Source organism: Anabaena sp. 54, from assembly GCF_017355725.1.
GTDB classification, from domain to species: domain Bacteria; phylum Cyanobacteriota; class Cyanobacteriia; order Cyanobacteriales; family Nostocaceae; genus Dolichospermum; species Dolichospermum heterosporum.
Genome location: NZ_JAAVWA010000024.1, coordinates 17618 through 32232, shown reverse-complemented (window position 1 = coordinate 32232; position 14615 = coordinate 17618). Strand labels below are relative to the sequence as shown.

General features: G+C 40.4%; 10 protein-coding genes and 1 pseudogene. 4 read left to right on the top strand and 7 right to left on the bottom strand.

Translation table 11 applies throughout. The features are described from left to right. Nucleotides 1-8: 8 nt before the first annotated feature. The 3 genes from clpX to tig form a co-directional block, all read right to left on the bottom strand. Nucleotides 9-1352 (bottom strand): ATP-dependent protease ATP-binding subunit ClpX, encoded by a 1344-nt coding sequence (clpX, locus tag HEQ36_RS18835; protein ID WP_053540704.1) that lies wholly within the window; start codon nt 1350-1352, stop codon nt 9-11. 30 nt (nt 1353-1382) lie between these two features. Then, nucleotides 1383-2060 (bottom strand): ATP-dependent Clp endopeptidase proteolytic subunit ClpP, encoded by a 678-nt coding sequence (gene clpP / locus HEQ36_RS18830; RefSeq protein WP_039203649.1) that lies wholly within the window; start codon nt 2058-2060, stop codon nt 1383-1385. 318 nt (nt 2061-2378) lie between these two features. After that, complete coding sequence (gene tig / locus HEQ36_RS18825; protein ID WP_168636274.1) at nt 2379-3776, bottom strand: trigger factor; 1398 nt, start codon at nt 3774-3776, stop codon at nt 2379-2381. A 1139-nt stretch (nt 3777-4915) separates the two neighbouring features. Here tig and HEQ36_RS18820 point away from each other — a divergent pair. The 3 genes from HEQ36_RS18820 (at nt 4916) to HEQ36_RS18810 (ending at nt 8956) form a co-directional block, all read left to right on the top strand. Then, nucleotides 4916-5929, top strand: a complete 1014-nt coding sequence (locus HEQ36_RS18820; protein ID WP_039202646.1) for an aspartate-semialdehyde dehydrogenase — start codon at nt 4916-4918, stop codon at nt 5927-5929. A gap of 149 nt (nt 5930-6078) precedes the next feature. Beyond that, nucleotides 6079-6981 carry a 4-hydroxy-tetrahydrodipicolinate synthase gene (dapA, locus tag HEQ36_RS18815; RefSeq protein ID WP_053540702.1) on the top strand — a complete coding sequence of 301 codons (903 nt, stop codon included), beginning with the start codon at nt 6079-6081 and terminating at the stop codon, nt 6979-6981. Between the two features lie 208 nt (nt 6982-7189). Continuing rightward, nucleotides 7190-8956, top strand: coding sequence for a ribonuclease J (locus HEQ36_RS18810; RefSeq protein ID WP_027404845.1), 1767 nt, complete (start codon nt 7190-7192; stop codon nt 8954-8956). Nucleotides 8957-9152: 196 nt separating this feature from the next. Here the strand turns inward: HEQ36_RS18810 and HEQ36_RS18805 are convergent. Then, a pseudogene (locus tag HEQ36_RS18805) lies at nt 9153-9308 on the bottom strand (ABC transporter substrate-binding protein); the annotation flags it as partial. Nucleotides 9309-9470: 162 nt separating this feature from the next. After that, complete coding sequence (locus tag HEQ36_RS18800; RefSeq protein ID WP_053540817.1) at nt 9471-10358, bottom strand: IS982 family transposase; 888 nt, start codon at nt 10356-10358, stop codon at nt 9471-9473. A gap of 1655 nt (nt 10359-12013) precedes the next feature. On the opposite strand from HEQ36_RS18800, the gene HEQ36_RS18795 reads away from it, so the two are divergent. Continuing rightward, nucleotides 12014-12391, top strand: a complete 378-nt coding sequence (locus tag HEQ36_RS18795; protein ID WP_168636273.1) for a Mo-dependent nitrogenase C-terminal domain-containing protein — start codon at nt 12014-12016, stop codon at nt 12389-12391. Here HEQ36_RS18795 and HEQ36_RS18790 read toward each other — a convergent pair. Further along, nucleotides 12388-12507: an alpha/beta hydrolase gene (locus HEQ36_RS18790; protein WP_290708269.1), complete on the bottom strand. Its 120-nt coding sequence runs from the start codon at nt 12505-12507 to the stop codon at nt 12388-12390. The genes HEQ36_RS18795 and HEQ36_RS18790 overlap by 4 nt on opposite strands. A 25-nt stretch (nt 12508-12532) precedes the next feature. Beyond that, on the bottom strand, nt 12533-14380 hold the full coding sequence (locus HEQ36_RS18785) for a caspase family protein (RefSeq protein ID WP_168636271.1): 1848 nt from the start codon (nt 14378-14380) through the stop codon (nt 12533-12535). Nucleotides 14381-14615: the final 235 nt, after the last annotated feature.

The window sequence follows — 14615 nt, the reverse complement described above, 5'->3', positions numbered from 1 at the left end:
AATGACTTTTAAGCCGACTCTGGTTTAGGTAAAGAAGAAGGATGTACTATTAGTTCAGCAGTAGAACGTTTTTCCACCATTTCCTTAGTAATTGTACAGCGAGTCACATCCTTGCGAGAGGGTAACTCATACATTACATCCAGCATCAACTCTTCCACAATACCGCGTAAAGCCCGCGCTCCAGTTTTGCGCCGATAAGCCTCTTGAGCGATCGCCTTTAACGCCTCTGGTTTAAAATCCAACTGGACATTATCCATATTCAGCAGTTTTTGGTACTGTTTCACCAAAGCACTCTGTGGTTCAGTTAGAATTGCCATCAGCGCATCCTCATCCAAAGGATCAACCACAGCCACCATGGGAATCCGACCAATAAACTCAGGAATCATGCCAAATTTCACCAAATCATCTGGTTGCAGATGACGTAATGTATCAGCAGCCCGTTTTTCCTTAGTTTGCAAATCTCCAGGTTGCACAAAGCCAATTGACTTTTTCCCAACCCTCTGATCTACAACTTTTTCTAAACCGACAAAAGCGCCACCACAGACAAACAAAATATTGCTCGTATCAATTTGGATACAATCTTGATATGGGTGCTTACGTCCCCCCTGGGGTGGAACATTAGCAATAGTCCCCTCCAACATTTTCAATAAAGCTTGCTGTACCCCTTCCCCAGAAACATCTCTGGTAATTGAGGGATTCTCACTCTTCCGGGCGATTTTATCAATTTCATCAATGTAGATAATACCCCGTTGAGCCTCCTCCACATCCAAATCTGCCACCTGCAACAGACGCAACAGGATATTTTCCACATCCTCACCCACATACCCAGCTTCCGTCAGGGTTGTAGCATCAGCAACAGCAAAGGGAACATCGAGAATTTTCGCCAGAGTTTGTGCCAAGAGAGTCTTACCGCAACCAGTCGGTCCAATCAGTAAAATATTGGACTTTTGTAGTTCGATCGCATCATCTGTCCCAGCATTGGCATTACCCTTAGACTGAAGAATAGCCAATCGCTTATAATGATTGTAAACAGCCACAGATAGCACCTTTTTGGCTTCATCTTGGCCGATAACGTGTTCGTCTAAATAATTTTTAATCTCTCTCGGTTTAGGGATTTGATTAAACGAGAGATTAGACGAACTGGTACGACGTTTTTCAGTTGGTTCTGACTTTTGCGCCGGTGGTGATGCAGCCGCAGCACTGGTATCCAGCAATTCCTCATCGAGGATTTCATTACACAAGTCAACGCATTCATCGCAGATGTAGACTCCCGGACCTGCGATTAATTTACGTACCTGCTCTTGAGACTTGCCACAAAATGAACATTTTAAATGGGAGTCGTACTTAGACATATCAGCCTCTTATTTCAGAATGACGACGATTTACCCTGCTGTGGGAAGATTTTGTCTAGAAATGACCTGATCGATCAAACCATAATTCTTCGCCTCTTCTGCTGACATGAAAAAGTCGCGCTCGGTATCAGCCTCAATTCTCTCCAAGGGTTGACCAGTATGCTTGGCCATTAATTGATTTAATTCGCCCTTAATGTAAAGAATTTCTCGCGCTTGAATTTCAATGTCAATAGCTTGTCCTTGAGCGCCACCCAGGGGTTGGTGAATCATAATCCGGGAGTCAGGTAAAGACATCCGCTTTCCGGCAGTTCCAGATGTTAATAAAAAAGCCCCCATGCTCGCTGCCAGCCCAAAACAGATAGTTACAACATCGGGACGTATTTGTTGAATTGTATCATAGATTGCCATACCCGCGTAGACAGAGCCACCAGGAGAATTAATGTACAATTGAATATCTTTTTCCGCGTCTTCAGAATCGAGGAAAAGCAATTGGGCAACAATGGAATTAGCTACAACATCATCTATGGGAGTTCCCAAAAAAATAATCCGCTCGCGGAGTAAGCGGGAGTAGATATCAAATGCCCTTTCTCCCATCCCAGACTGTTCTACCACCATTGGCACAATATTACTAGGGCTGCTAGAACTGCCACTAGTACCAATAGGACTCAAGCTGTTGATTGGGTAATTTCCCGACTGCGATACAAGCATACTAGAATATTTAAAAATAAATGGCATGAAATTGTGAACTGTTAACCATTATGCCCTATATGGCAGAATTCAGGAGGTAGTCCCTAAGAGGTAGGGGAGTTGGGGGAGTTGGGGGAGTTGGGGGGGTAGGGGAGGTAGGGGAGGTAGGGGGGGGTAGGGGAGGTAGGGGAGGTAGGGGAGGTAGGGGGGGTAGGGGGAGTTGGGGGTAGATATTTCCTAACTACCAATTACCAATTACCAATTACCAATTACCCATTACCAATTACCCATTACCCATTACCAATTACCAATTACCAATTACCAATTACCAATTACCAATTACTCAGGATTACTGGTTTCTGCTTCCTGAACTGCTTCAGTGCTTTCGGTTGCTTCCGCCGCACTTAGAGAACCTTCCGCTACTAGTTCCACAGATGAACGTTCTAGCAACCAATCAACGATTTTTTTGGTTAAAAGTTCTTCTTTAACCACTCCACGCAATCTATTTTCATCCAAATCTTGATCAGGATATTCTGCCATCAATAGGGCGACTCTAGCTTGCACTTCTGCTGTTGCCACTTCAATAGATTCACGTTTGCCAATTTCTTGTAAAGATAGCGTCCGCTTGAGACGTTCTATAGCTTCAGGTTTGGATCTATCACGTAATTGGGGAATAATTTCTTGAGTGAATAGCTTTCTGACATCTATTCCTTGCTCGGACAATTTCATGGCCGTCTGTGACAGCATAGCATCAATTTCTTGATCAATCAGTGTTGTCGGCAAATCTATTTCGACATGGTTGAGTAGTTCTTTGACTAACGCTTCTTGCTGATTGTCTTTGGTTTTATCGGCAGCTTCTTTTTGATACCGTTCTTCTAAGGATGCCCGCAATTGTTCTAAGGTCTCGAAATCGCTGACTGATTGGGCAAAATCGTCGTCCAATTCGGGTAGTTCTTTGGTTTTAATTTCTTTGAGGGTAATGGTAAACAGAGCCGCTTTACCAGATAACTCCTCATTACCATAAGGATCTGGGAATTGAGCAGATACTTCTTTGGTTTCTCCAGGGTTCATGCCCACTATACCCAAGACAAAACCGGGAATGAACTTATCTTCTTGTAACTCAACTTGAAAATCAGTTCCTTCTCCACCGGGAATTGGTTTGGCTTCACTATCAGGATCATCCCCTTCATTTTTGGCAATTACACCCTTAAAGTCAATTACTGCCATATCACCGATTTGGGCGGCACGTCCTTCTACGGGGACTAAAGTTGCTGATTTTTCTCTTTGGGCTTCAATAACTGTATCTACTTGGGTAGGATCATACTTAATTTCCTCCGCTTTAACTTCTAAACCAGTGTATTGGTTTAACTTGACTTCTGGGAAGACATCCACAGAAGCGGTAAAAGTCAGGGGTTTTCCTGGTTCATAATTGACAATTAATTCATCAAAGGAAGAACTTAATTGGGGCTGACCAAGAGCGGTAATCGCTTCTTGTTTAATTGCTTGGTCAATGCCTTCTTGCAGCATTTCTTCTAGGGCAGTTGCCTTGACGCGAACCTGACCAATACGTTGTAATAATATTTGCCGGGGTACTTTGCCTTTGCGAAACCCAGGAATATTGGCGGTATTAGTTAATTTTCTAATAGCTTGCTCGTATTTTTGTTTGGTAATTTCCGGTGTAATTTCTATTTGTAAACCAATTTGACTGGCGGGAAGTTTTTCCTGGGTAACTTTCATGCGTTGTTTCTATTTTTCTGGTATTTTAATCTGCTATCTAAATACTAGACAAGTCTAGACATTTACTTCTACGGGGTATAGGATCGGTTATCCCGACCTAAGTTCACTCGCTGTCTTCTAGACGCGATCATATTCTGAATAGATATCATTCAGACACAAATGCGTGTGAATGTCTTTCAGCAGAGATCCATTTTACTGCAAAAAGTAAAGGACTGAACACTTTATGATATTCTTTCAACATAGCAGCCATAGTTCCGGTAACATAACTTTACAGGCAGGGCTTCTAGCAAATACCCAAATGTTAATTGCCCTTGGTTTTCTTTTTTGCAGTTTGCTGTATAATGGGATATTATACGATAATGTAGTGTCAGTAACTCAGCCATAAAGGGAATGAGCTTGTAAGAAATTGCAAACTGTACTGACCAGTCTAAGTCTTCACTGACTACGTTTTTTGAGTCACGACACCCCGGAATGCGAAGCTAGTTCCCTGCTCTGTCATTTGCAATTAAACAGTTTTAAAGTCACTGAAACAGTGTTGCAAGTCTAAAAAGCTCTTAAAACATTGACGAAGCTAACATTACCCCAGAAATGGGAGGCTCTTCGGAGCAACACATTATGCGTACAGAGTTGGGAAATTTGAATCGGTAATTGTCCCGTTGAAAGTACATCACAAGAGTACCCCGAATTTGCCAACTCCAAGGCGGTAATGAGAAAATATTTAAGGGGGTTAAAACCGCACGAGTCGCTTCCCCCTCAGGTTTGAAGACACTAAGTTTCCCACTTACTGAGTATTCTTATGACAATTTGATTTGCTATGACTTCCATAGCTGTAGAGTGCGATATAAATTAATTTTAACTGCAATATACAGCACTTCCTGGTGTTATGAGGTACAAGAACCCCACCCCCAACCCCCTCCCCGCAAGCGATGAGGGGGCTAGGATGTAACTCATAAGAGCGGAGACCGCTGTAAGCAACAAAGTCTCAAATCTCTCAATAGTCATCAAAAATTGGGATATAATCACGAGAATATGCAAATTTTACTATTGAAAATCTGCTGTTGACAGGAACAACAGAAACATTTGATTTTTTAAGTTGTCCTAAAAAAAGTGCTAGTTACCTCTTAAAGGAGGAGTCGAGTTTGTCTAAGTCCTATCGTGTAGCTATTTTGGGAGCAACTGGTGCTGTAGGTACTGAGTTGCTGGAATTACTAGAAAGCCGAAATTTTCCTCTGGCTGAATTAAAATTGTTGGCATCGCCACGCAGTGCAGGAAAAACACTCAGATTCAAGGGGGAAGAGATCCAAATTGAGGCGGTGAGCGATCGCAGTTTGGCAAATCTAGATATAGTCTTAGCTAGTGCTGGGGGTAGCATCTCCAAAACTTGGGCGAGTGTAGCGGTAGAAAAAGGAGCAGTGGTAATTGATAATTCCAGTGCCTTTCGCATGAACCCGGATGTCCCTTTGGTAGTTCCAGAAGTAAATCCCCAAGCCGCATTTACTCACCAAGGAATTATTGCCAATCCCAACTGTACGACAATTCTCATGTCCTTGGCAGTTTGGCCATTACATCAAGTTAAACCAGTTAAAAGGATTGTCGCTGCCACCTATCAATCGGCTAGTGGGGCTGGGGCGAAGGCAATGGAGGAAGTAAAAATCCAAAGTGACGCTATACTACAAGGAAAGCAACCAGTAGCGGAGATTTTACCTTACCCATTGGCATTTAATTTATTTACCCATAATTCTCCCATGACAACCTGGGGATATTGTGAGGAAGAAATGAAGATGGTGAACGAAACCCGCAAAATCTTTGGTAATCAAGAAATCAGAATTACCGCAACTTGTGTACGGGTTCCCGTACTCCGCGCCCATTCTGAAGCCATTAATCTAGAATTTGAAACACCTTTTGATCCAGATGAGGCTAGAGAAATTTTAAGAACATCCCCTGGGGTGAAATTAGTAGAAGATTGGCAAGCAAATTATTTTCCGATGCCTATAGATGCTAGTGGTAAAGATGAGGTTTTGGTGGGAAGAATTCGCCAGGATATTTCTCATGCTTGCGGTTTAGACTTATGGCTATGCGGCGACCAAATCCGTAAAGGTGCAGCTTTAAATGCAGTGCAAATTGCTGAATTATTACTAGAAAAAATTTACTGAAATTGACTACAGTATAAGTTTAAATTCAGTCATTTGTCATGAATCATTAGATAATCAACAACTGACAACTAACAACTGACAACTGACAACTAACAACTGACAACTAACAACTGACAACTGACAACTAACAAATTAGGAGAGAAAAGAGTGTGGGAGATTTTGGAACAATTGTAACTGCTATGATTACGCCGTTTAAGGCAGACGGTAGTATTAATTATGATGTAGTTGCCAAACTAGCAGATTATCTAGTTAACAACGGTACAGATGCAATAGTGGTATGTGGAACAACAGGCGAATCTCCAACCCTGACTTGGGACGAAGAATATCAATTATTTGTTGAGGTATTGCAAACTGTATCAGGTAAAGCTAAAGTAATTGCTGGTTCTGGTTCTAATGACACCAAAGAAGCGATCGCCGCCACCCAAAAAGCAGCTAAAATAGGAGTATATGGTTCTTTACAAGTAGTTCCCTATTACAACAAACCGCCACAGGCTGGATTATACAAACACTTTCAGGCAATAGCCCAGTCCTGTCCTGACCTGCCAATGATGTTGTATAACATTCCTGGGCGCACGGGACAAAACCTCAGTTCCGAAACAGTGGTAAGATTAGCGGAAATTGATAACATTGTCGCCATTAAAGAAGCCAGTGGTAACTTAGATCAAGTGAGTGAAATCCGTCGCTTGACACCCAAAGAATTTCAGATTTACGCTGGAGATGATTCTTTAACTTTACCAATGTTAGCCATAGGATCTCAAGGGATAGTCAGTGTAGCTTCTCATTTAGTGGGTAATCACATCCAAAAAATGATTCAAGCATGGAAAGTGGGAAATACTCAACTTGCTACTGACATTCATTTGCAATTGTTTCCATTGTTTAAAGCTCTATTTTTAACTACAAATCCCATTCCTGTCAAAGAAGCACTCAAACTGCAAGGTTGGGAAGTAGGTTCAACTCGTCTACCCTTATATGAAGCTGATACGGATGTATCGAAAAAATTAGAGTCAGTAATGCAAAAGCTGAATTTAATCTCAGCCCCAATAGGTGAGTGATTTATAAATAATGTGTACAAATGGTGACTAGATTATCGTCTTAACACTTGTGCTACAACTGAACAATATAAAAATTATTCAGTTTGATGTCAATGAAATCAAATAGGACTTTATAGAAGCTGAATTTAAACAGAAAATTTGGTCTTTTCTTTCATACAAGAAACCGAACTATCAACTGATTCACAACTAACAAAATCTCCAGGAGAAAATGTCTAAAAACGAATCTAATCTCGCTCTCAAAATCATTCCTTTGGGCGGGTTACACGAAATAGGTAAAAATACTTGCGTTTTCGAGTATGAGGACGAAATTATCCTGTTAGATGCAGGATTAGCCTTTCCCACAGAAGCCATGCACGGGGTAAATATTGTATTGCCAGATACAACTTATCTCCGAGAAAATCGCCACAAAATTAAGGGCATGATCGTTACTCATGGTCACGAAGACCATATCGGGGGAATTGCCTTTCACTTAAAGCAATTTGATATTCCGGTGATTCATGGACCTAGACTAGCAATGGCAATGCTAGAGGGTAAATTAGAAGAAGCAGGGGTACGCGATCGCACAGAACTAAGAACAGTCCTCCCCCGTGATGTGGTGAGAATTGGTAAACATTTCTTTGTCGAATATATCCGTAACACCCATTCCATTGCTGATAGCTTTACCGTTGCTATTCATACACCATTGGGCGTAGTTATCCACACAGGAGATTTTAAAATTGATCATACTCCTGTAGATGGTGAAAAGTTTGATTTACAACGTCTGGCAGAACATGGTGAAAAAGGCGTACTTTGCCTTTTGAGTGATTCCACTAACGCAGAATTGCCAGGATTTACACCTTCTGAACGGGCTGTTTTTCCTAACCTTGACCGAGAATTTTCTCACGCTACTGGACGCTTATTTGTCACGACCTTTTCTTCTAGCGTCCATCGCATCAACATGATTCTGCAACTAGCAAGAAAACATAATCGTGTGGTGACAATCGTTGGGCGTTCTATGCTGAATTTAATCGCCCATGCTCGAAATTTAGGTTATATCAAATGCGAAGATAGCCTATTTCAACCGCTGCATACGGTTCGGGGAATGCCAGATGAGAGAGTGCTGATTTTAACCACTGGCTCTCAGGGTGAAACAATGGCAGCGATGACAAGAATTGCCAATAAAGAACACCCCCATATCAAAATTCGCCAAGGAGATACGGTTCTCTTCTCCGCTAACCCTATTCCTGGTAACACAATTGCTGTGGTGAACACCATTGATAAATTGATGATTCAGGGGGCAAAAGTGGTCTATGGACGGGATAAAGGGATTCACGTTTCTGGCCACGGCTGTCAAGAAGAACAAAAGCTGATGATTGCTTTAACTCGTCCTAAGTTCTTTGTGCCATTTCACGGTGAACATCGGATGTTGGTGAAGCATTCGGAAACTGCTCAAAGTATGGGGATTCCGGCAGAAAATATGGTGATTATCCAGAATGGAGATGTCATCGAGTTAACGGAAGATTCTATCCGTGTTGCTGGAAAAGTGCCAGCGGGGATTGAATTGGTGGATACTTCTAGTTCTGGTATGGTGAGTTCTAAGGTGTTGCAAGAACGCCAACGCATGGCTTCTGAAGGGACTGTGACTATTGCTGCTGCTATTGATTGGAGTGGTAAGCTAATGGCAAAAACGGAAATTCATATGCAGGGTGTTGTGACAAGCATCGAGCGATCGCTCTTGCAAAAATGGGTACAACAACGCATTGAGGAAATTCTTAGCGTCCGCTGGACAGAGTTTTCTCCCGTAGAAGGACAACCCGCTGATACTGATTGGGGTGGATTGCAGGAAACTCTAGAACGTGAGTTGGCGCGTTCTATGCGGAGAGAGTTGCAATGTCAACCTTCTTTGACGTTGTTGATGCAAGTCCCTGAAGAACCTGCTGTGAAGGTTTCTGATGGTAGAAGACGACGCACTCGTTCTACTGCGGTTGCTTCTTAAGAGTTAGCTCACGCAAAGGCGCAAAGGCGCAAAGGTGTTTTTTGGCATCTTTGCGCTTTTCAGCCGAACTTAGGGACTTCCAATTAAAAAAATACCCAAAAATTTCTTGTGGTGCGGGACGAAAAGCCCGCTAATCATCAAGGACGGGCAGGATGCCCATCCCACAAAATTGGGTAATTTATTTTTTGGTGTTCCCAAAAGTGCCTGAATCTTTATCAGAACCATAAAGGTTCAAGGGTTTATTCGGCCAAGTAGGACGAATCTGATTCCATGTAGTAATTTTACCTTCGGCTGATGGTTCCCAGATTTTTTTGAGTTCTGCCAAAGTTATATCCTGCGCCCAATTATTTTGACCTGAGTTCGATGTAAATAAAAAGTCTAAAAGTACGTAACAGCAACAGTTCTGTCAATAAGTATTGGTTATTGAGAATTAAAGCCCACGCCAAAAAGTTCTCAAAAAATTAATTTTTTGAAATGTATTTACTATTAGGTAATATTGATATTTAATTGGTAATTAAGCTAATAAAACTGGTAAGGTTTCAATTTCATTTTCATCAAATCTTAAAGAAGGTTTTTTAGGTTGCCAAGTATAAGCTATTATTGCAGCAACAACATTAACCATGAAATTAGTAACACTTCGATGTCGAGAATGAGCAAGTTGTGAAATATTTTTGAGTTGGTCATTAACAGTTTCAATTAAAGAGCGTTTTCGGAGCATTAATTTCTCCTCCAGGGACAAGAGCTTATTCCGCATATTTTTCTTGAAAGGAGTGATTAATTTGAGTCCATTAGACCAAAGTTCAAGCCAGAGTTTTTGAGAAATATATCCTTTGTCTCCAAATATTTTCCCAAATAAGTTCTTAGTCAAAGTGGGAACAGGTTTTCGGTCATCTGTATTTCCAGGAGTAATTTGAAACGCAAGTAACTCTCCTTGATCATTAATAATCAAATGAAGTTTAAACCCAAAATACCAACAAATAGAACTTTTCCCCCAGCCAGCTAAATCTTTAAAGACCTTATTTGTCTTGGCTCTTTTAGAATGACAAATGGGAATAGAGGTACTATCAATAAAACTTATACCTGTATTGAGTCCTTTTCGTGTATTCAGATAATACATCAAGGGAATTAAAGCATTTGGCATTAATTCAACAAATCTTTGATAACTCACTAAATTGGGAAATTCACCTTGGCAATATTTGAAGATATGTTTCAGGTAATAATCTTTAAAATTGCGGTAACTAGAGCGATGAAAATACACAATTATTGTCATAATTTCACTTAGACATAATCGGCTGGGTCTAATTCTTTTTTTTATTTGGGATGGGATAAGTTGAGCTTGAAACATTGGCTCAAAATAGGTACAAAAATCATCAATTTCACAGAAAATAGTTTCTAATTCCATGAGTTATAATCATTAATTTTCTTTAATTAAACCTCTTCTATTGTCCCTAATCTGAGGTACTTTGAGTTTGTATTCAAATAGTATTCGTAATATAAATTTAGATTTTGTTATGAAAATTTACTTAAATCTAGGCTGGTTTCCTATTAATTCTCAATAATTAAGGCTTATTGAGAATATAGGCTCTTTCCAGAAAAGCCTCTAACCCTTTTGAATACTCATTTTTAGCTGGTTTTCTTACATCGAACTCAGGTGGTAACAAGTTTCATGGTCATAATTTTAGTAGATGCTAATTTTACTAAGAGGGTGTTTGAAAAGTCATGATTGCTGTATCAAATGTTCTACCCCTCCCTAACCCTCCCCTTGTGAAGGGGAGGGAACTTGTTTTTCTTGTTTCCCCCCTTCATAAGGGGAAAGGGGGGTAAAAATGTGATGAAAATTACGGGATACAACTTTTAAAACATTCTCTAATGGGATAACGTTGTTTCGCTGTTTCCAAGTTATATCAGATCAGTAATTCAGTATGTGCTAATTTAACGAAGTTAAGGAAATTTCGTTAATAACAATTTTGGAAGTCATAGTATAAATGGGTTGTAGCCTTATGCAAAAAAATAACTAAACTTTTCAAACACCCCCTAAAAAGGTATGATCCGTTTTTGAATAAAAATTACATTACCAGATAAAAGCAATGGCAAAAACAGCCAATTTCAGAAAAAATTCTTTAAAATGGTATAAATTTGAAGCAAGCAAAAACTAAGATCAATGTCAATCCATCTAAAGATAGATATTGAAGTATCAGTATTAACTGGAGTTTAGATACCCGTAAGTAATTATAAAAGTGTTATTCTTTAATTGACTGTCTCTGTAGCAAGAATACGCAAAAGTTCTAGGGAATGGGATTTAAGCCTAAAGATAGAGTTAGACTTAAAGTGAGGGGTGTAAAAATTAGGTCTATGGTGTCATTGAGAAAGCAAAGAAGATGCCACAGCCGAAAGTGATAACTATCAATAAGCTTAGAGGACTACGGTTACATCTCAGTAGCAATGTCGGTGCTTTGTGGAAAAAGCCGACATAGGATAGGTTGGCGTTAATCACCATCATGCTTAACAAAAATACAATACAAAAATACAATGATGTTGGCATCTATGGAATACCACGCTTCCTGCAAATTCAGGACACCCAAAGCTATCAACACAGCAGCACCGACTAAGGCAATAGTGGTAAAGTTTATCCATAGGTATGGGATGTAACTGAGAGCTAAACCTGGTTAGGTTAAAGATAATGCGCTGTAAGTGGCAAATTTAGCAAAAATTACTGTCTAAAGTTTGCTGTTTGAGAGTATTTTTCCTAATCCTATTTATTGATAATTATTGCTATAATAAGTTTTGTTGCAGTTAACAGAAATCACACCCAAAGGCAGATGTCTTCACTAAAATTTTAACTGTGCCAAGTTACTAGTAAAATTGAATGAACACAGTATTGCTTTTTGGGAAATTATGGTCAGAGTGACTTATTAACATAATAAATTCAACCATAGGAAGCAGTTAATTAGACTTTTTACGGAATTTCTGTAATAATCCTGTTTTTCGGTTTAGGTTCTTGTCATATTACATATTCATCTATGAGGTGAATACCCTCACAACAAAAGAGGAATTACCATGAATGTATCTAAAAATACTAACAAAAACATTTTTCTAGCAAGTTGGATTTCTCTACATCCAGTAGACGCTAGTGAAGCTAATATGACTCCGTTACACCATGTTGCAGCCCAGCCGACTTGGGACTTTTTACGTCCTTTGCGTAATTGGTTGGATAATATTCAGGTGCGCGATCGCCTATTAGCTCATCGTCTCTGTAAATACATTCCGGCTCAGTGTCCATTTGAGCGTGATGTCAAAGTATTTGGTAAAACACTGTTTCATATTCCGCCAATGTGTAAACTTAATCCTTTATACGAAGAAGTAGTAGGTTTGCGATTTAAAGCAATGTGCTATCTAGCTGATACCTGTGGCGAAGACATTTCTCAGTATTGCTAATGGGTAATAGGTAATAGGTAATGGGTAATGGGTAATGGGTAATGGGTAATGGGTAATGGGTAATGGGTAATGGGTAATGGGTAATGGGTAATGGGTAATGGGTAATAGTTTGACAACTGACCACTGACCACTGACAACTGACTAATTCTTTTGCTGTTGCCACTTTTGGATAGCATCCTGAGCATCTTCGTAGGCAATCGTTACTTGTGGGACTAATGCGGCGGTGGCGACAGCAGCTTGAAAATCTCCTTGAGTGGCACGGATTTTGGCTAAATCTAAAATTTTCTCACTCCATTCATTAATTAATGTTTGGGCAATTTCAAATCCAGGTTGTCCTTTTTGAATTTTTTTAGCAACTTCGATGGCGCGATTATAGGTTGATGCTTGTTCAGGAATAATTAAATTTTTAGCTGCATCTAAGAGAGTTTTATTACTTACGTATTGCTTGGCTTCTAGTTGCCATTTTTGAATGACTGTTTGAGATTGGGAATAAAGCGGATCTTTTGTGGTGATTAACTTGGCAATTGTGATGGCGGCTGGATATTTTTTTTGTTGAGCTTGTGCCTGTGCTAATGCCAAAATCATTTGGCACCAGACCTGAATATTTTCCTGAGATTTGGCGTATAGTGGTGCATCCGGGGGAATTCTCTGGGCTTTAGCGATCGCAATGCTTAAATGATTCGGTTGTGTAGGGACAAGCAACATTTTTTCTAGCTCTAAAATCGCTTGATTACGTTTTTTAGAGTCTGTATTGGCACTAATTTGGGCGTTACTAGGATTTTGAGAAGTTTTAAATATTTGGGGAAATTGCAGTTTGCTAGTCTGATTACTAGATACTGTTTTTGAGAAATTTTTAAACCGAAAACTCTCGTGATTACGGAGTAAAAATGTAGCGATTAGCCCTACTATCACCATAGTACCACCACCCCAGATGATAAATTGTTGCCAAATTGGTCGTTCAGATTGCAGGGAAGTATAGGTATTGGCTGTAGTAATAGCGGGAATAAATCTGCCACTGGGCTGGGATTCTGGGGAAGTTGTTAAGGTGTGATTGTTGCTAACAAGTGACTTTGATATGAGTGGGGGGACTAAATTTGCCTCGGTTGTTGTGGGGCTTAAAGTGGTCTCGACTGAGGCATTTTCTGCCCACCAAGCTCTGTTTATGCTGCTAAAGGTGCTATTTTCTATGGGGGGTGCGGTGCGGGTGATAGCAAAACTTTCGGCTGGGAAAATTAGCGCTTCTGAGTTTTCATCTAGTGTCAACGTGGGTAAAATAGCTGGCTCTGGAGAGGGAATGACAGTCATGGGGTTTTGGACTGGTCGCCAGTGGTGTTGACAAAGTTTCGGGGTAAGATAACTTACATAGGCAGCTAAATCAGCAAAGTTGTATCCTTGTCCAGAACCTAAAGCTTCTAATAATGCTGCTGTGAAAAAACCATGACCTAATTCTGTGCTTTCATGGGCAAATTCCTCGGGTTGACAGGAAATAATTGCGCCCATTTGTAGTTCTTGGGCTAATTCGATAATTTCTTGTCCTACGGGGGCATCTGCTTGAGTCCCAAAAGCGCGGTTAATATCTAAGATGAGTAAGACATTGAGTCCGCTAACTTGTAGACTCTGCATGAGCGATCGCACTTCTATACCAGTTTCGGGAACTTGATCGGGATTGCCGGCGACTGGCATTAAATAATCTTGTTCTTTGTGGTTAACCCCATAGCCGCTAAATAACAACCATAGGTAGTCCCCTGGCTGCCAAAGTGTCGCTGCTAATTCTTCTAGCAACAAGAGGATATTTTCTTTTGTTGGATAGGAGGATTGTTCTCCTATGGGGGGCGAGGTATTTGTCATTAACAGGCATTTTTCGGGGAGAAAACCTGCTTGTGTTACCAAAAAATCCTTAATTGCCTCAGCATCGGCTTGAGCGCAACTGAGAGGTTGAAAGAATTGATATTGATCAATGCCGATGGCGATCGCCCAGTAATTTACCATCCCGCTATGAGTCGGTTGTTTGTTTGTTGTTTGCTGAAAATTGCCCTTAGCACGGGGGCGTTAAGCACAAAGCTAACTTATTTTTTATAAGTAGTGAGACGGAATTAATTACACAATGTCATTGCGTAAGCGTGGCGTGGCGTTAGCCATATGGAACGAAGTGAAATGAAGCAATCACAACCCTGGCGATTGCTTCCCTTCGCTCGCAATGACTGTAAATATTTTTGTCCAATTA

Bases quoted from the DNA above. Each gene is read 5' to 3' on its own strand.
- clpP (WP_039203649.1), bottom strand. From the start codon at position 2,060: ATGCTTGTATCGCAGTCGGGAAATTACCCAATCAACAGCTTGAGTCCT.
- tig (WP_168636274.1), bottom strand. From the start codon at position 3,776: ATGAAAGTTACCCAGGAAAAACTTCCCGCCAGTCAAATTGGTTTACAA.
- clpX (WP_053540704.1), bottom strand. From the start codon at position 1,352: ATGTCTAAGTACGACTCCCATTTAAAATGTTCATTTTGTGGCAAGTCT.
- HEQ36_RS18800 (WP_053540817.1), bottom strand. From the start codon at position 10,358: ATGGAATTAGAAACTATTTTCTGTGAAATTGATGATTTTTGTACCTAT.
- HEQ36_RS18810 (WP_027404845.1), top strand. From the start codon at position 7,190: ATGTCTAAAAACGAATCTAATCTCGCTCTCAAAATCATTCCTTTGGGC.
- HEQ36_RS18785 (WP_168636271.1), bottom strand. From the start codon at position 14,380: ATGGTAAATTACTGGGCGATCGCCATCGGCATTGATCAATATCAATTC.
- HEQ36_RS18795 (WP_168636273.1), top strand. From the start codon at position 12,014: ATGAATGTATCTAAAAATACTAACAAAAACATTTTTCTAGCAAGTTGG.